Source organism: Saccharococcus thermophilus, from assembly GCF_011761475.1.
GTDB classification, from domain to species: domain Bacteria; phylum Bacillota; class Bacilli; order Bacillales; family Anoxybacillaceae; genus Saccharococcus; species Saccharococcus thermophilus.
The window spans coordinates 3023649-3041500 of sequence record NZ_JAASRS010000001.1 but is presented as its reverse complement, the minus strand read 5'-3'; the positions used below and the strand labels follow the sequence as shown (position 1 = coordinate 3041500).

The 17852-nt window shown below is 48.3% G+C and carries 15 protein-coding genes; 13 read left to right on the top strand and 2 right to left on the bottom strand.

Translation table 11 applies throughout. From position 1 onward, the window contains the following. Genes purM through purD form a run of 4 tightly spaced genes read left to right on the top strand, consistent with a single transcriptional unit; the run spans window position 1 to window position 4469 of the window. On the top strand, window positions 1-1041 hold the full coding sequence (purM, locus tag BDD39_RS15710) for a phosphoribosylformylglycinamidine cyclo-ligase (protein WP_166912150.1): 1041 nt from the start codon (window positions 1-3) through the stop codon (window positions 1039-1041). Beyond that, entirely contained in the window at window positions 1038-1607 is a 570-nt protein-coding gene (gene purN / locus BDD39_RS15705; protein ID WP_166912148.1) for a phosphoribosylglycinamide formyltransferase, read from the top strand. The genes purM and purN overlap by 4 nt, the downstream gene beginning before the upstream one ends. Before the next feature lie 15 nt (window positions 1608-1622). After that, window positions 1623-3161: a bifunctional phosphoribosylaminoimidazolecarboxamide formyltransferase/IMP cyclohydrolase gene (gene purH, locus BDD39_RS15700; RefSeq protein WP_166912146.1), complete on the top strand. Its 1539-nt coding sequence runs from the start codon at window positions 1623-1625 to the stop codon at window positions 3159-3161. Window positions 3162-3176: 15 nt separating this feature from the next. Beyond that, the gene (gene purD / locus BDD39_RS15695) at window positions 3177-4469 is read left to right on the top strand and encodes a phosphoribosylamine--glycine ligase (protein ID WP_166912144.1); all 1293 of its coding nucleotides are present in this window, start codon (window positions 3177-3179) and stop codon (window positions 4467-4469) included. On the opposite strand, the gene BDD39_RS16700 is transcribed toward purD, so the two are convergent. Both BDD39_RS16700 and BDD39_RS15690 read right to left on the bottom strand, forming a co-directional pair. Continuing rightward, window positions 4423-4527, bottom strand: coding sequence for an EYxxD motif small membrane protein (locus BDD39_RS16700; protein ID WP_323755019.1), 105 nt, complete (start codon window positions 4525-4527; stop codon window positions 4423-4425). The genes purD and BDD39_RS16700 overlap by 47 nt on opposite strands. A gap of 52 nt (window positions 4528-4579) precedes the next feature. Then, window positions 4580-4825: a YgaP family membrane protein gene (locus BDD39_RS15690; RefSeq protein ID WP_166912142.1), complete on the bottom strand. Its 246-nt coding sequence runs from the start codon at window positions 4823-4825 to the stop codon at window positions 4580-4582. Between the two features lie 94 nt (window positions 4826-4919). On the opposite strand from BDD39_RS15690, the gene BDD39_RS15685 reads away from it, so the two are divergent. The 9 genes from BDD39_RS15685 to pruA all read left to right on the top strand — a co-directional run bounded on the left by BDD39_RS15685 (window position 4920) and on the right by pruA (window position 17841). Next, a complete protein-coding gene (locus tag BDD39_RS15685; protein ID WP_166912140.1) occupies window positions 4920-6665 on the top strand; it encodes an adenine deaminase C-terminal domain-containing protein in 1746 nt (581 codons plus the stop codon). 72 nt (window positions 6666-6737) lie between these two features. Next, window positions 6738-7703, top strand: coding sequence for a DUF3048 domain-containing protein (locus BDD39_RS15680; protein WP_166912453.1), 966 nt, complete (start codon window positions 6738-6740; stop codon window positions 7701-7703). A gap of 16 nt (window positions 7704-7719) precedes the next feature. Then, on the top strand, window positions 7720-8046 hold the full coding sequence (locus BDD39_RS15675; RefSeq protein ID WP_166912138.1) for a YerC/YecD family TrpR-related protein: 327 nt from the start codon (window positions 7720-7722) through the stop codon (window positions 8044-8046). Between the two features lie 99 nt (window positions 8047-8145). Beyond that, window positions 8146-8832: a heptaprenylglyceryl phosphate synthase gene (gene pcrB / locus BDD39_RS15670; RefSeq protein WP_166912136.1), complete on the top strand. Its 687-nt coding sequence runs from the start codon at window positions 8146-8148 to the stop codon at window positions 8830-8832. 60 nt (window positions 8833-8892) lie between these two features. Further along, a complete protein-coding gene (pcrA, locus tag BDD39_RS15665) occupies window positions 8893-11091 on the top strand; it encodes a DNA helicase PcrA (protein ID WP_166912134.1) in 2199 nt (732 codons plus the stop codon). A 16-nt stretch (window positions 11092-11107) separates the two neighbouring features. Continuing rightward, on the top strand, window positions 11108-13120 hold the full coding sequence (ligA, locus tag BDD39_RS15660; RefSeq protein ID WP_166912132.1) for an NAD-dependent DNA ligase LigA: 2013 nt from the start codon (window positions 11108-11110) through the stop codon (window positions 13118-13120). 9 nt (window positions 13121-13129) lie between these two features. Further along, window positions 13130-14293 (top strand): CamS family sex pheromone protein, encoded by a 1164-nt coding sequence (locus BDD39_RS15655; protein ID WP_166912130.1) that lies wholly within the window; start codon window positions 13130-13132, stop codon window positions 14291-14293. Between the two features lie 158 nt (window positions 14294-14451). Further along, on the top strand, window positions 14452-16110 hold the full coding sequence (locus BDD39_RS15650) for an IS1634 family transposase (protein ID WP_015863777.1): 1659 nt from the start codon (window positions 14452-14454) through the stop codon (window positions 16108-16110). A 183-nt stretch (window positions 16111-16293) separates the two neighbouring features. Then, window positions 16294-17841 carry an L-glutamate gamma-semialdehyde dehydrogenase gene (gene pruA / locus BDD39_RS15645; RefSeq protein WP_166912128.1) on the top strand — a complete coding sequence of 516 codons (1548 nt, stop codon included), beginning with the start codon at window positions 16294-16296 and terminating at the stop codon, window positions 17839-17841. Window positions 17842-17852: the final 11 nt, after the last annotated feature.

Below are 17852 nucleotides of genomic sequence, written 5' to 3'. Positions count from 1 at the left end.
GTGGCAAAAGCATATAAACAAGCGGGCGTGGACATTGAAGCAGGATATCGTGCTGTCTCTTTGATGAAGCCCCACGTGCAAAGAACGATGCGTCCGGAAGTGCTTGGCGGGTTAGGTGGATTTGGCGGCATGTTTGATTTATCGAAGCTTGGATATAAGGAGCCGGTGCTTGTTTCCGGGACGGATGGCGTGGGGACAAAGCTTAAGATTGCGTTTATGATGGACCGGCATGATACAATTGGAATAGATTGTGTGGCGATGTGCGTCAATGATATTGTCGTCCAAGGAGCAGAACCGCTCTTTTTTCTTGACTATATCGCATGCGGCAAAGCGGTGCCGGAAAAAATCGCGCACATTGTCAAAGGAATTGCCGATGGCTGCGCTGAAGCAGGATGCGCGCTGATCGGCGGAGAAACAGCGGAAATGCCGGGAATGTATGAAGAAGAGGAATATGATGTCGCTGGGTTTGCCGTTGGGATTGCGGAAAAGTCAAAGCTTGTGACGGGGAGCCATATTCAAGAAGGGGACGTGCTGATCGGACTTGCTTCCAACGGCCTTCACAGCAACGGCTATTCTCTCGTGCGCCGCATCGTGTTCGAGCAGGCGAAACTGGAGCTGGACCGCATCTATGAGCCTCTGGATGTTTCGCTCGGTGAAGAGCTATTAAAGCCGACGCGCATTTACGTCAAGCCGCTTCTTCAAGTGATGAAACAATTGGACATTAAAGGGATGGCGCATATTACGGGCGGCGGTTTTATTGAAAACATCCCGCGCATGCTTCCGGAAGGGCTGGGCGCGGAAATTGACGACGGTTCGTGGCCGGTGCCTCCGATTTTTGATCTGCTCCAGGAAAAAGGGAAACTAGAGCGCGGTGAAATGTTTTCTATTTTCAATATGGGAATTGGCATGGTGCTGGCAGTAGACCGCGGAGTGGTAGATCGTGTATCCGCTCTTTTCAAAGAGCTGGGAGAAAAAGCGTATGTCATTGGCCGCGTGAAACGAGGAGAAGGCGTTTCTTTTGTTGGAGGGATGATGGCATGAAACAACTTGCTGTTTTTGCCTCCGGCAGCGGCACGAATTTTCAGGCGATTGTCGATGCGGCCAAAAAAGGGATGTTGCCGGCGCACGTGGCCTTGTTAGTATGCGATAAGCCGGGAGCGAAAGTCATTGAGCGGGCGGAGCGCGAGCATATTCCCGCGTTCATTTTTTCGCCGAAAGACTATGCTGCTAAAGCAGAATTTGAACAGGCGATTTTAGCCCAACTGCGAAAATATCATATTGATTTCATCGCGCTTGCCGGCTATATGCGTCTCGTTGGTCCAACGCTGCTTGATGCCTATGAAGGAAAAATCGTCAATATCCATCCATCGCTGTTGCCGGCGTTTCCAGGCAAAGACGCGATTGGGCAGGCGTACCGGGCGGGAGTAAAAGTAACCGGCGTAACGATTCATTATGTCGATGAAGGAATGGATACCGGACCGATCATCGCACAGCGTGCTGTACCGATTCACGACGGAGAGCCGCTAGAACAGCTCGAGACGCGGATTCACGAAGTGGAACATGAGCTATATCCTGCTGTATTAAAAACATTACTCGAACATCAATAGAAAGGATCGAGAATCATGGCAGTGAAACGGGCATTGCTAAGTGTATCGAACAAGGAAGGAATTGTATCGCTGGCGAAACAATTGGTGAAACTAGGTGTGGAAATTATCTCCACAGGCGGAACGAAAAAAACATTGGAAGAAGCGGGAGTTCCCGTCATTGGCATTTCCAAAGTGACAGGGTTTCCGGAAATTTTAGACGGGCGCGTCAAAACATTGCATCCGATGATTCATGGCGGGTTGCTCGCGATCCGCGACAATGAGCGCCATCAAGCTGAACTTCATGAGCATCACATTACTCCGATTGATTTAGTGGTCGTCAATTTATATCCGTTTCAACAAACGATTGCCAAAAGCGATGTGACGTTTGCCGAGGCGATCGAAAATATTGATATCGGTGGACCGACGATGCTTAGAGCGGCGGCGAAAAATCATGCCTATGTAACGGTCGTCGTGGATCCGGCCGACTATGACACGGTCATACAGGAGCTAAAAGAACATGGCGATGTATCCGCAGAAACGAAACGGAAACTAGCGGCGAAAGTATTCCGCCATACGGCCGCATACGACGCGCTGATTGCCGAATATTTAACCAACAAGACAGGAGAAGAATATCCGGAAACATTAACGGTCACTTTCGTGAAAAAACAAGCATTGCGCTATGGGGAAAATCCGCATCAAACAGCGGCGTTTTATAAAAAACCGCTCGGTGTCTCTTTCTCGATTGCGCAAGCAACGCAGCTGCACGGAAAGGAATTATCGTACAACAATATTAATGATGCGAACGCCGCACTACAATTAGTAAAAGAGTTTACCGAGCCGGTGGCAGTGGCGGTGAAGCATATGAATCCGTGCGGCGTCGGCACGGGCGCGACGATTTATGAAGCGTTCTTAAAAGCGTACGAGGCCGATCCGACTTCGATTTTTGGCGGTATTATCGCTTTAAACCGCGAAGTGGATAAAGCGACGGCCGAAAAAATGCACGAAATCTTTCTAGAAATTGTCATCGCTCCATCGTTTAGCGATGAGGCGCTCGCGATTTTGACGCAAAAGAAAAACATTCGCCTCTTGACCGTGGATTTCACCGCACCAAAGACGAAAGAAAAAATGCTTGTTTCCGTGCAAGGCGGTCTGCTTATACAAGAAGCGGACACTCACACGCTTGATGATGCCGAGCTGAAAGTCGTGACGAAGCGTGAACCGACAGAAGAAGAATGGAAACAATTGCAATTCGCGTGGAAGGTGGTCAAACACGTCAAATCGAACGCAATCGTGCTGGCGAGAGACGGAATGACGATCGGCGTCGGCGCCGGTCAAATGAATCGTGTCGGTGCGGCGAAAATCGCCATTGAACAGGCGGGAGAGAAAGCAAACGGGGCGGTGCTTGCCTCCGATGCGTTTTTCCCGATGGACGATACCGTCGAAGCGGCGGCCAAAGCTGGTATTACCGCCATCATCCAGCCGGGCGGTTCGATTCGTGACGCCGATTCGATTCGCAAAGCAGATGAATACGGAATTGCCATGGTCTTTACTGGAATCCGCCATTTTAAACATTAGGTTGGGGGGAGCGTCATGAAAGTATTGATTGTCGGCCGCGGCGGCAGGGAGCATGCGATTGCTTGGAAGGCCGCGCAAAGCCCGCTTGTTACTAAGCTATACGCCGCCCCGGGCAATCCGGGCATCGCACAAGTCGCGGAGCTTGTTCCGATTGAGGAACACGACATCGACGCGCTTGTTCGCTTTGCCAAAAAGGAAGGCATCGATCTTACGATTGTCGGTCCGGAAGCGCCGTTGCTTGCCGGTATTGTCGACCGTTTTGAAGAGGAAGGATTGCGCATTTTCGGTCCGCGTAAAAATGCGGCGTTAATTGAAGGAAGCAAAGCGTTTGCCAAAGAGCTGATGAAAAAATATGGCATTCCAACGGCCGAACATGCGACGTTTACTTCGTATGAGGAAGCAAAAGCGTATGTCGAGAAAAAAGGCGCGCCGATTGTCATAAAAGCGGACGGATTGGCAGCAGGAAAAGGAGTGATTGTCGCTGCGACGCTTTCTGAGGCTATCCAGGCGCTAGATGCGATGATGATCGAAAATCAGTTTGGCGATGCAAGCAAAAAAGTGGTCGTGGAAGAATACTTAGAAGGCGAAGAGTTTTCGTTCATGGCATTTGTCCATGGCGAACAGGTTTATCCACTCGCGATTGCCCAGGACCATAAGCGGGCATATGACAATGATAAAGGACCAAATACGGGCGGAATGGGGGCATATTCTCCAGTGCCGCAAATTTTCGATCAAACGGTGGAGACTGCGCTGTCCACGATCCTTCAGCCGATGGCAAAAGCATTGGCGGCGGAAGGACGACCGTTTACCGGAGTATTGTACGCGGGATTAATGGAAACAAGCCAAGGCCCAAAAGTGATCGAGTTTAACGCCCGCTTTGGCGATCCGGAGGCGCAGGTGGTGCTGCCGCGGTTAGAAAACGACCTTATTGAAGTGATCACCGCCGTAATGGAAGGGCAAAACATCGAACTGCGTTGGTCGGATGAGACGGTCATCGGCGTGGTGCTAGCAACGAAAGGCTATCCAGGGGCATATGAACGTGGAGCGGTGATTAGCGGCTGGGATCAGCTAGGGGAAAAAACCCTAGTATTTCACGCAGGAACGAAGATGGAAAATAATACTTTATATACAAACGGTGGCCGCGTGCTGCTTGTGGCGGAGAAAGGCGAGACGCTCGAGCAGGCAAGGAAGACGGTATATGCGCAAATTGCCCATATCGATTGTGATCAGCTATTTTACCGCCGTGACATCGGCAAAAGGGCTATCGAACGCGCTTCCGGCGCACATACACAAACGCAAGGGCGATAATGCCGCCAATAAGAGAAGCGAGTACAAACGACATATCTGTCATGTATTCGAGTAGCATGTTTATTCACTCCTTTTGAACGGACTGGCGTTATGCAAACGCCAGTCTTTGTTTACGTAGGATTGATTGTGGCGTCCTCTTTTATGCGAATTGCCTGCTCGCGGCGGCAATTTTCCAATAAAGCAGTCATTGGACAAAAACGGGTGATTCCTTCCCCTACTTTCATGGCAGCGAGCAAGGCGATAATGAGATAAGAGGCGCACCAGGGCCGTCTTGTCATTTTTGCCGTTGCCCATGCAAGCATGGTCAAGCCAAAAGTAATACGAATGAGCGCATTGACGATACCAATATTAGACATAATAATCTTTTTCCTCCTTTTTTCATTGTGAAAATGACTTTAATGCGTTAAAATGATTATATGGCATGATTAGGAAAAAAGGGACGGGGTGTATATGAGCGAACAACGTTATCATTGGAAAAGTCACGAATTACGTGAACATGTTGCGATTATTGATGGAAAAAAATCACCGGCAAAAGTATTAACGAATGCGACTTATTTACATTCGTATTTTCGTGAATGGCTAAAAGGGAATATTTGGATATACAATGATCGAATTGTGTACGTCGGGGAACGGTTTCCCGATCGTGTCGATGATTCATGCGAAATCGTTGATTGCAGCGGTTATGTGTTAGTTCCTGGCTATATTGAACCGCATGCGCATCCATTTCAATTATATAATCCCCATACGTTTGCGCACTATGCATCGAAATATGGAACGACAACAATGATTAACGATAATTTATTCTTTATTTTGCAATTGTCAGATGATAAGGCGTTTTCTTTATTAGAGAAAATGAATGCGCTTCCATCGTCAATGTACTGGTGGTGCCGATTTGATGGGCAGACGGAGCTGGAGAGAGAAGAAGAACTGTTATCCAACGCCAGAGTAAAGAGGTGGCTGGAACAAGAAACGGTATTGCAAGGCGGGGAGTTGACGGGATGGCCGAAGCTTCTTGCTGGAGACGATCTTATGCTTCATTGGATTCAAGAGGCAAAGCGGATGAAACGAAAAATTGAAGGCCATTTTCCTGGCGCTTCAGAGAAAACGCTTACAAAAATGATGCTTCTTGGGGCTGATTGCGATCATGAGGCGATGACGGGTAAAGAAGTATATACGCGGCTTTTGCATGGATATACCGTGTCATTGCGTCATTCGTCCATTCGTCCGGATTTGCCGAAGCTTCTTCGAGAAATAAAGGAACTTGGCATTCATCAGTATGATAAGTTGATTCTCACGACGGACGGTTCGCCGCCATCGTTTTATGAAGAAGGTGTTACCGACCGCTTGATTCTCATTGCGTTGGAGCATGACGTTCCTGTTATTGACGCCTACAATATGGCGACGGTGAACGTCGCGCGCCATTACGGAATCGAGCACCTTCACGGCAGCATTGCGACAGGAAGAATAGCAAACATTAACTTTTTACGTTCGAGAGAAGACCCGACTCCTGTACAAGTGCTTGCAAAAGGCCAATGGGTCAAACGGGAGGGAGATGACTCGATTACATGGCCATCGATGACGTGGAGCGACTATGGAATGGAGCCGCTTCGCTTATCTTGGCATTTAACAATGGATGATTTACAGTTTTCGATGCCAATGGGAATATATATGGAAAACACGGTGATTATGAAGCCATATTCTATTTTGATCGATACTTCTCGTGACGAACTGTCCACCGATCATGATGAAAGCTTTTTAGCACTGATGGATCGCCATGGAAAATGGCGTGTCAATACGATATTGAAAGGATTTGCTACGAATGTCCGCGGGCTTGCTAGCTCCTATTCGACCACAGGAGATATTATTTTGATCGGAAAAAGCAAGCGAGATATGTTTCTTGCTTTCCAACGAATGCGTGAAATCGGCGGCGGAATTGTGTTAGTGGAAAATGGTGAAATCATTCATGAAATTCCGCTATCTCTCCATGGCATGATGTCGACACAAAGCGTAGAAGAGTTGATCGATGAGGAGAAAAAGTTCGTTGAATTATTAAAACAGCGCGGATATCGTTTTGTGGATCCAATTTATTCAATATTCTTTTTACAATCGACACATTTGCCGTATGTACGTATTACACAGCGAGGAATTTATGACGTAATGAATAAAACAGTACTCTTTCCGGCGATAATGCGTTAAAATAGAAAAGAAAAGGTTGTGTGACTGTTGAGAAAACGTTGGCTTGCTTTGTTTAGTGTGCTGTACCTTTTCATGGGCGGCTGTGTGCATGAAGAAAAACAACAAGCCTCTCAGCCGAAGCCGGCACCCGTCGAAACACCAAAACAACAGGATAGTTCCAAACAGCAGGTGTTTCCGCTAACCGGGCTGCCAGCAGAAGGGTCGGTGAATCATCGCGTTATTGCGGTAATGGTAAATAATCATCCAAAAGCGCGGCCGCAGTCAGGACTGCAAAAAGCGGATATCGTTTATGAAGTGCTGGCAGAAGGGGATGTTACACGGCTTTTAGCGTTGTATCAAAGCGAATTTCCAGAAAAAGTCGGTCCAGTACGCAGCGCCCGCGACTATTATATTAAGTTGAGCAATGGTTATCATGCGCTTTATGTTTGCCATGGCTGGAGTCCGGAGGCAAAAGCGATGCTGGAAGCAGGGGCGGCCGATTATTTAAATGGTTTGTTTTATGACGGAACGTTGTTTCGGCGCGCTTCGTTCCGCAAAGCGCCGCATAATTCCTATATTACATTTGCCAATATTGAAAAAGGGGCAATCCAAAACGGCTATGCGCTGCAAGACGATGTCAAGCCGCTTCCATTTCGCCAGGATGCCGCAACAGGGGAAAAGGCGGGAACCATTACTATTACGTATTCACGTCACAGCTATGCGCAAGTGCAGTACAAGTATGTCCCAAATCAAAAAAGCTATTATCGCTATAGCGCGGGAGAACAGACGGTCGATTATGATACACATGACCCGATCGTCATGCAAAATATCATGGTCATTGCCGCCAAACACCAGGTGATTGATGCGGCGGGGCGGCGCAGCATTGACCTCGATTCTGGGGGAGACGGATATTTATTCCAAAACGGCGTGGTACAAAAAATACAATGGAAAAATATCGACGGCCGCATTTTGCCGTTTCGCAATGGGAACCCGATTGGCTTTGTACCGGGAAAAACATGGATCAATGTCGTTCCTGATTTAAATATAGTAAAGTGGTAAAGGAGGATCGCCGTTTATGCAAATCGATAAATTGCGTGGCAGAGAAGTGGATCAGCTGTTTAAAGCGATTCTTTCTTTGCGCGATTTAGAGGAGTGCTACCGCTTTTTTGACGACTTATGCACGGTCAACGAAATTCAGTCGTTAGCGCAGCGTCTCGAAGTAGCACGCATGCTTCGCGAAGGCTATACGTACCATAAAATCGAAACGGAAACAGGAGCGAGCACCGCGACGATTTCACGTGTGAAACGTTGTTTAAACTATGGAAACGACGCTTATGCGATGGCGTTAGACCGTATTAAAGAAGAATCAAAGCAACCTTCCGAAGAAGCCCATAACGCATAATCGAAGCAAGGAGATTCCTTCCCATGAAAAGGAACTCCTTTTCTTTTTGCCGATTTGTTATAATGAAGAAATGGATAAATTAATGGAGGGTTTTATCATATGTATGATATTCGCGAGTGGCGCCATGTATTTAAGCTAGACCCGAACAAAGAAATTAGCGATGAACATCTCGAACGCGTTTGTGAATCAGGGACCGACGCCATTATTGTCGGCGGAACGGATGGCGTTACATTAGAAAATGTATTAGAGCTGTTAGGGCGCATCCGCCGCTTTTCCGTTCCATGTGTTTTGGAAATCTCCAATCTAGAGTCTATCACCCCTGGTTTTGATTTTTATTTTATCCCAATGGTACTGAACAGCCGCGAAACAAAATGGATCATCGATCTGCATCATGACGCGGTGAAACAGTTTGGCGACGTCATGAATTGGGATGAAATAAGGATGGAAGGGTATTGCATTTTACATAAACATTGTAAAGCGGCTACGCTTACCGCGGCGAACACGGAGCTTGGGGAAGAAGATGTGGTCGCGTATGCGCTTATAGCTGAGCATATGTACCGCCTGCCGATTTTTTATTTGGAATATAGCGGTGCTTACGGAGATCCTCAGCTTGTGCGGCGCGTCAAACAAGTATTAACGAAAACACAGCTGTTTTACGGCGGCGGGATTAAAACGGCAAAACAAGCGAAAGAAATGGCGCAATACGCTGATACGGTCGTCGTGGGCAACATCGTTTACGAAGACATTGACCAGGCGCTGGCCACGGTCAAAGCGGTGAAGCAGTAAGCTGGTCAAGGCGCGAAAAGTGGTGTAAAATAGAACATATGTTTCTTGGTGGTGATAAAAGTGAATTTTTTGTCGGAAAAATTACTGGCTAATTTAAATAAGGAGCAGCAAGCCGCTGTGAAAACGACGGAAGGGCCGCTTCTCATTATGGCAGGGGCGGGAAGCGGCAAAACGCGTGTATTAACACACCGCATTGCCTATTTAATGGCAGAAAAGCATGTGGCTCCATGGAATATTTTAGCGATTACGTTTACGAATAAAGCGGCGCGGGAGATGAAAGAACGCGTGCAGGCGCTGTTAGGCGGCGCGGCGGAAGAGGTGTGGATTTCCACGTTCCATTCGATGTGCGTTCGCATTTTACGCCGCGATATTGACCGCATCGGCATCAACCGCAATTTTTCCATTCTCGATACGACCGATCAACTCTCGGTGATTAAAAATATTTTAAAAGAAAAAAATATCGATCCAAAAAAGTTTGAGCCGCGCGCGATACTCGGCACGATCAGCAGCGCGAAAAACGAGCTGCTGACTCCAGAGAAATTTGCCAAACGGGCAAGCAGCTATTATGAAAAAATCGTCAGTGATGTGTATGACGAATATCAACAGCGCCTTTTGCGCAACCATTCGCTCGATTTTGACGACTTAATTATGACGACGATTCAGCTGTTTGAACGTGTGCCGGAAGTATTGGAGTACTATCAATATAAATTTCAATATATCCACATTGATGAGTACCAAGACACTAACCGTGCGCAGTATACGCTTGTCAAAATGCTGGCGGCGCGCTTTCAAAATATATGTGTTGTCGGCGATGCGGATCAATCGATTTACCGCTGGCGCGGCGCGGACATTCAAAACATCTTATCGTTTGAACGAGATTATCCGAACGCAAAAGTGATTTTGCTCGAGCAAAACTATCGCTCCACAAAACGGATTTTGCAAGCGGCAAACGAAGTCATCGAAAACAATATCAACCGGAAACCGAAAAGGCTGTGGACGGAAAATCCGGAAGGTCAAAAAATCGTATATTACGAAGCGATGAACGAAGCGGATGAAGCGCAGTTTGTCGCCGGTAAAATAAAAGAATATGTTGACAGCGGAAAACGCCGTTATTCTGATTTTGCCATTTTATATCGCACAAACGCCCAGTCACGGATCATAGAAGAAGTATTCCTCAAGTCCAATATTCCGTATCAAATTGTCGGCGGTTTGAAGTTCTACGACCGCAAAGAAATTAAAGATATTTTGGCTTATTTGCGCGTGATTGCCAATCCGAATGACGACATTAGCCTGCTTCGCATCATTAATGTGCCAAAGCGCGGCATTGGTGCTTCTTCGCTTGATAAAATCGTAAGCTATGCTTCCGAAAACGGATTATCGGTATTTGAAGCGCTCGGCGAACTGGAGCATATTGGGCTCTCTGCCCGGATTGCCGCTTCCTTGCTGGAATTTCGCCGCCAGCTCGAACAATGGGCACAGCTGCAGGAATACGTTTCCGTTACCGAGCTGGTCGAAGAAGTGCTGGACAAGTCCGGCTACCGCGAGATGCTGAAGGCGGAAAATACGCTGGAAGCGCAAAGCCGCTTGGAAAACATCGACGAGTTTTTATCGGTCACCAAGCATTTTGAAAATGTGAGTGAAGACAAATCGCTTATTGCGTTTTTAACGGATTTGGCGTTAATTTCTGACATTGATCAGCTGAATGAGACGAATGGCAATAGCGAAGATTCGGTCGTGCTAATGACGCTTCATTCCGCAAAAGGCTTGGAGTTCCCGGTTGTCTTTCTGATCGGAATGGAAGAAGGAATTTTTCCGCATAACCGTTCGCTTGACGATGAGGACGAGATGGAAGAGGAACGCCGTCTCGCGTATGTCGGCATTACCCGCGCGGAAGAAGAGTTGTTTTTAACAAGCGCGCAAATGCGCACATTGTTTGGAAATATCCATATGAATCCGGTATCGCGTTTTATTGGTGAAATTCCGGAAGAATTAATCGAATCGGTCAATCGCCGGACATTGTATGCCGCTGCTTCTTCGGCCAAACAAACCGGCTTCCGTACGGCGACGGCGTCAGGATCGGCTGGCGGCGGGGCGACGGTGTGGAAGGTTGGCGATAAAGCAGACCATAAAAAATGGGGAATCGGCACCGTGGTCAGCGTGCGCGGGGAAGGGGAAGACCAAGAATTGGACATTGCTTTCCCAAGCCCGATTGGCATTAAACGGCTGCTTGCCAAATTCGCTCCGATTACAAAAGTGTAAAGAAAGGAGAACGGATATGGACCGACAAGCTGCGCAAACGCGCATAGAAGAGCTGCGCGAACTATTAAATAAATACAATTATGAGTACTATGTCCTTGACCGTCCGTCCGTGCCTGACGCGGAATATGACCGGCTTATGCAAGAGCTGATCGCGCTCGAAGAACAATATCCGGAATTCAAAACGAAAGATTCTCCTTCGCAGCGGGTCGGCGGCCAACCGCTAGATGCGTTTCAAAAAGTGGAGCACCGCATTCCGATGCTAAGTCTCGCCAATGCGTTTAACGAAGGCGATTTACGCGACTTCGATCGCCGCGTGCGCCAGGAAGTCGGCGATGATGTCACCTATGTGTGCGAGTTGAAAATCGACGGGCTCGCCGTTTCTGTCCGCTACGAAGACGGCTATTTCGTCCAAGGGGCGACGCGCGGCGACGGGGTGACCGGCGAGGATATTACGGAAAACTTAAAAACGATCCGCTCTTTGCCGCTTCGCCTGAAGGAAGCCGTGACGCTTGAAGCGCGCGGCGAAGCGTATATGCCGAAAGCGTCGTTTGAGCGGCTGAATGAACAGCGAAAGCAGCGCGGCGAGGAGCTGTTTGCCAATCCGCGCAATGCCGCGGCCGGATCACTGCGTCAGTTGGATCCAAAAATCGCAGCGTCCCGTCATCTCGATTTATTCGTCTATGGTCTTGCCAATGCCGAGGAACTAGGGATCGATTCGCACAGCGCCGCCCTTGATTATTTACAAGCGATCGGATTTAAAGTAAATCCAGAACGGCGGAGATGCGCCAATATCGATGAAGTCATTCGCTTTGTCAACGAATGGCATGAAAAACGCCCGCAACTCCCGTACGAAATCGATGGCATTGTCATTAAAGTCGATTCATTTGAACAGCAGGAACAGCTGGGCGCAACCGCAAAAAGCCCGCGCTGGGCGATCGCGTATAAATTTCCGGCTGAGGAAGTTGTCACGAAACTGATTGGCATTGAATTAAATGTCGGGCGCACGGGGGTTGTAACGCCGACCGCGATTTTAGAGCCGGTCCGTGTCGCAGGAACGACGGTGCAGCGCGCCACTCTTCATAACGAAGATTTCATTCGTGAAAAAGACATCCGCATCGGCGATTCGGTCGTGATTAAAAAAGCGGGCGATATTATTCCGGAAGTGGTCAACGTCGTGTTTGACCGGCGGACGGGAGAAGAGGTGCCGTTTGTCATGCCGACGCATTGCCCGGAGTGCGGCAGTGAATTAGTCCGGCTCGAAGGTGAAGTAGCGCTCCGCTGCATTAATCCGAAATGTCCGGCGCAAATCCGCGAGGGACTCATTCATTTTGTTTCGCGTCAGGCGATGAACATTGAAGGGCTTGGCGAAAAGGTCATCTCCCAGCTGTTCCGTGAAGGACTCATCCATGATGTTGCCGATATTTATCGTTTGACAAAAGAACAGTTAATTAACTTGGAACGGATGGGGGAAAAGTCGGCAACTAATTTGCTTAACGCCATTGAAGCGTCGAAACAAAATTCGTTAGAGCGCCTTCTGTTCGGCTTAGGCATTCGCCATGTCGGCGCCAAAGCGGCAAAAGTGCTGGCGGAACATTTTGAAACGATGGACCGCCTGCAAAGCGCAACAAAAGAAGAGTTGATGGCGATTCACGAAATCGGCGAGAAAATGGCTGATTCGATTGTTACGTATTTTGCAAAACCGGAAGTAAAAGAGTTGTTAAATGAACTGCGTGCTTATGGCGTCAACATGGAATACAAAGGTCCAAAAACGCCAAAGGCTGGTGATGTTGATTCTTACTTTGCCGGCAAAACGGTGGTGTTAACCGGGAAGCTTGAATCGTTGTCGCGCAACGAAGCAAAAGAAAAAATCGAGCAGCTTGGCGGCAAAGTCACCGGCAGCGTCAGCAAAAATACTGATTTGGTCATTGCTGGAGCGGATGCCGGTTCGAAACTGGCAAAAGCCGAGCAGCTAAATATCGAAATTTGGGATGAAACAAGATTTCTACAAGAAATTGAGCGAAATAAGTAGGGGTGAACCATGAAAAAACAGTTCATAATATGGGTGGCTATGCTTTTGCTTCTTTCTGCCTGCGCGCCAAAATTCGGCCAAGAAGAAGTAGTGCAGAACAAAAATAATAAAGAGCAAAAAGCTGTCATTCCAAAGTATAATATATCCGATTCTTATTATCGCGTCGTGCTGCCGTTTAAAGTATCGGGAGCGCGCGGCGAAACGGTGGAAGATTTAAATACTCGTTTAGATGTCGATGAATTTGAAACCGGACTGATGCGCATCGCGCAAGAACGCTTTTCTCCGGACGATTACTTATTTCAAGAAGGACAATATTTAGATAAAGATACGGTGAAGCGGTGGCTGCAAAGAAAGCTCACGCCCGAACAGCTGAAAGAGAACAAGATGAAGCCATCAGAAAACGTTGGCTTAAACCCGCCGATTAGCGACAAAGGAACGAATGAAGAGAAAAACAAAAAAAGCCCGATTTATTTGGCGAGCATTTTAGAACATGATTATTTAACGAAAGTAAGCGATAATAAAGTGAAGCTAGGGGGAGTTGTCATCGGGCTGGCGTTGAACTCGGTTCATTACTATTCAACGGAACAAGGCTACCCACGGGAAGTAGATATCAAAGACAATGTCATCGAACGGGAAGGAAAACGCATTGCTGCGGAAGTGCTCTCCCGTCTTCGCCATATGAAAGGGCTGAAGGAAGTTCCAATTACGATTGCTTTATATAAACAGGCACCAAAATCTTCAGTCGTTCCAGGTCACTTTTTTGCCGTAACCAATGTCGATGCGGGAAGCAGCACGATCGATGATTGGAAAGCCATCCATGAGGAATATTATTTATTTCCGTCAGATGAAGCCGAAAACAATCACCGCGATGACTCGTTAAAATTTAACGACTTTAAATCGGATATTGAAGCATTTTTCCCGAATTATACTGGTGTCGTTGGAAAAGGGCTATACATCAATGATCAGCTGCAGCAATTAACGATCAACATTACGTTGCCTTTTTATGGGAAGGCGGAAGTGATCGGATTTACACAATATGTCACCGGGCTAGTGATGGAAAAGTTTCCAGATTATATTAATGTAAATGTTTATATTTCGTCCACAGGCGGTCCGGAAAGTATTATCGTCCGCCAAGCGAAGGCGGATCAGCCGTTTGTTCATATTTATCAATAGTTTTTTCGTTTTTTTGAAAAAATTGAATCATATTGATTTATCCGTTAGAATGGTAGGTCTCACATTTCGCACCCTCTCGACGAAAATCGGGAGGATTTTTTCGTTCCGATGTCGAATGAATCCTTGACACACAAGGAACGTAAAGGAGTTTTTCACTTATGAACGTTCAAGTCAAAAAGGTCTATCGCAATTCTTATTTGAATATAATAAGTGCCCTATTCAAGAAACTGGGTCTGCCTCAATTGATTGACCATCTCGTGCCCGTCGATCCGCAGTGCCAAACGCGAGTCAGCGATGCCGTTCAGGCCATCCTCTACAATGTGTTTGACGGCCGGCAAGCCCTTGTTCACTTGGAACATTGGGCTCAGGAGGTCGATTGTGAGAAACTCATCCGTCCCGATCTCCATCCTTCCTGGTTGAACGACGATGCGTTGGCCCGTCATCTCGATCGCCTGTATGAGGCTGGCATTCACAACGTCATCAGCACTTGCTTGATTCATATTTATCGAAAAGAAGGCCTTTCCCTCCGAGCCTTCCACGCCGATACGACGGACAAGACCGTTTACGGCGCGTATGAATCGGCCTCGTTAGAGGCCTTACAAATCACACATGGCTACAACCGCCATCATCGTTGGCAAAAACAGATCGGTTTCGGACTGGTCGGCAACGAGGACGGCATCCCGTTTTACGGCGATGTGCACGATGGCAACCTGCCCGATAAAACATGGAATCCCGAGGTGCTGTCTCGTGTCCATGAACAGCTGAAGCAGGCCAAAATCGAAGACGAATGGATTTACGTGGCCGATTCCGCCGCGATGACGAAAGAGACCCTGGCGCAAACCAAAGCGGCCAACGCCTTTTTGATCACCAGAGGCCCTTCGTCGCTCCGGATCGTGAAAACCGCGCTGGCCGAAGCGGATGCTGAGGACACGACGTGGAGCGATCCCTTTACGTTGGCGGAGAGAAACGGCGCCACGTACCGGGTATGGGAAACGGCCTCGACGTATGAAGGCCACCCCGTTCGGCTGATCGTTGTTGAATCGAGCGCGCTCGACCAGCGAAAAGGAAAGACGCTTGAAAAAGAACGAACCAAAGAAGCGGAGCTTCTTCGCGAGGAACAAGCCCGTTGGGAGCGTCACCCCTTCTCCTGCCGGGAAGATGCCGAACAAGCCTTGGCGTCCCTCAAGGCGTCCCTTCGCCCCCGGTTTCATCGGGTTGAGGCCGCGGTCGAAGAGATCGTACGCCTGAAAAAACGGCGCGGACGGCCGAAAAAAGGGGCGGAACCCGAGGTGGAGACGCTGTATTTCTTGCACCTTGACGTCGAATTCGACCAAGACGCGTGGGAACAGGCGAGACGGAAAGCGTCCCGGTTTGTCCTTGTCACGACCGTTCCGAAGGAATGGAAGGGCCAACCCATGGATGCCCAAGAGATCTTGAAGCTGTATAAAGGGCAGATCTCGGTGGAAATGAACTTCGCTTTTTTGAAAGATCCGTTTTTCACGGATGAGATTTACGTCAAAAAACCAGAACGGGTCGCAGTATTAGGCTATTTGTTTCTGTTGGCCTTGGCTATTTACCGCGTTTTTCAGCGCCGAGTGCGTCAGTTTATTACTCCAGAACACCCGTTGAAGGGTCCTGGAGGCCGCAAGCTGACCCGGCCGACGGGACAGGCGATTTTTCAGCTGTTTCAATATGTGAACGTCGTCCTGTTCAAGCTGCCGGATGGGCGCATCCAACGCTCACTGGATCGCTCCCTTACCCCTGATCAGCGAAGGATTCTGCAGGGATTGGGCATGGATGAGAGCATCTACGTGTAACGTGATACGGAACGACCAGCGATGGTAAAAAAAGGATTGCCATCGCTCGTTGTGTTGGTCAAAAAGTTATTCTGAAAAACTAAATAAAAAATCCTTTGTTTTGACCTTGTTAGGGTGCGAAATGTGAGGTAGGTGGAGGTTGTAAACGCTTTTTTGCAAATTTCGTAAAGGGGGAAATCAAGGATGGTACAACCTTATAAACATGAACCGCTCACAGATTTTACGGTTGAAGCGAATCGAAAAGCGTTTGAAGAGGCGCTGAAAAAAGTCGAAGCGGAGCTTGGCCAAGACTATCCTCTCATTATTGGCGGTGAACGGGTTACAACCGACGAGAAAATCGTTTCGATTAACCCTGCGAATAAGACGGAAGTAATCGGCCGCGTGTCGAAAGCGAATAAAGAACTTGCCGAAAAAGCAATGAAAGTTGCCGATGAAGCGTTTAAATGGTGGAGCAAAACAAAACCAGAAGCGCGTGCTGACATTCTGTTCCGCGCCGCTGCGATTGTGCGCCGCCGCAAACATGAGTTTTCGGCATTGCTGGTAAAAGAGGCAGGAAAACCGTGGAAAGAAGCGGATGCGGATACGGCAGAAGCGATTGACTTTATGGAATATTACGCGCGGCAAATGCTGAAATTAAAAGACGGCATTCCAGTTGAAAGCCGCCCTGGTGAAACGAACCGGTTCTTCTACATTCCGCTTGGCGTCGGCGTCGTTATTTCGCCATGGAACTTCCCGTTTGCGATTATGGCAGGAACAACGGTTGCGGCGCTTGTGACAGGCAACACGGTTCTATTGAAGCCAGCGAGCGCAACACCTGTAGTTGCTTACAAATTCGCGGAAGTGTTAGAAGAAGCTGGCCTTCCGGCGGGAGTATTAAACTACATTCCGGGAAGCGGTGCGGAAGTAGGGGACTACCTCGTTGACCACCCACGCACCCGTTTTATCAGCTTCACTGGTTCGCGCGATGTCGGCATCCGCATTTATGAACGCGCGGCGAAAGTGCATCCAGGCCAAATCTGGCTCAAGCGCGTTATTGCCGAGATGGGCGGGAAAGACGCCATTGTTGTCGACAAAGAAGCGGACTTAGAATTAGCAGCACAATCGATCGTCGCATCGGCGTTCGGTTTCTCTGGGCAAAAATGCTCGGCATGCTCGCGCGCGATTGTCGTCGAAGATGTGTATGATCAAGTATTAAACCGCGTTGTTGAGCTGACAAAACAATTAAAAGTTGGCGATCCGGCAGAACAAAGCACATTTATGGGCCCGGTCATTGACCAATCGGCATACAACAAAATTATGGAATATATCGAAATCGGCAAACAAGAAGGCCGTCTCATGACCGGAGGCGAAGGAGACGACTCCAAAGGCTTCTTCATTCAGCCGACCGTATTTGCTGATCTTGACCCGAACGCTCGCATCATGCAAGAAGAAATCTTCGGACCGGTTGTGGCGTTTGCGAAAGCAAAAGATTTCGATCATGCGCTCGAAATCGCCAACAACACGGAATATGGCTTAACCGGCGCCGTCATCTCCCGCAACCGCGCCAACCTCGAAAAAGCGCGGGAAGAATTCCATGTTGGCAATCTTTACTTCAACCGCGGCTGCACGGGCGCGATCGTCGGCTATCAGCCATTCGGCGGCTTCAACATGTCCGGCACCGACTCGAAAGCGGGCGGCCCTGACTACTTAATTCTTCATATGCAAGCAAAAACGGTATCGGAAATGTTCTAATGAAAAACCCT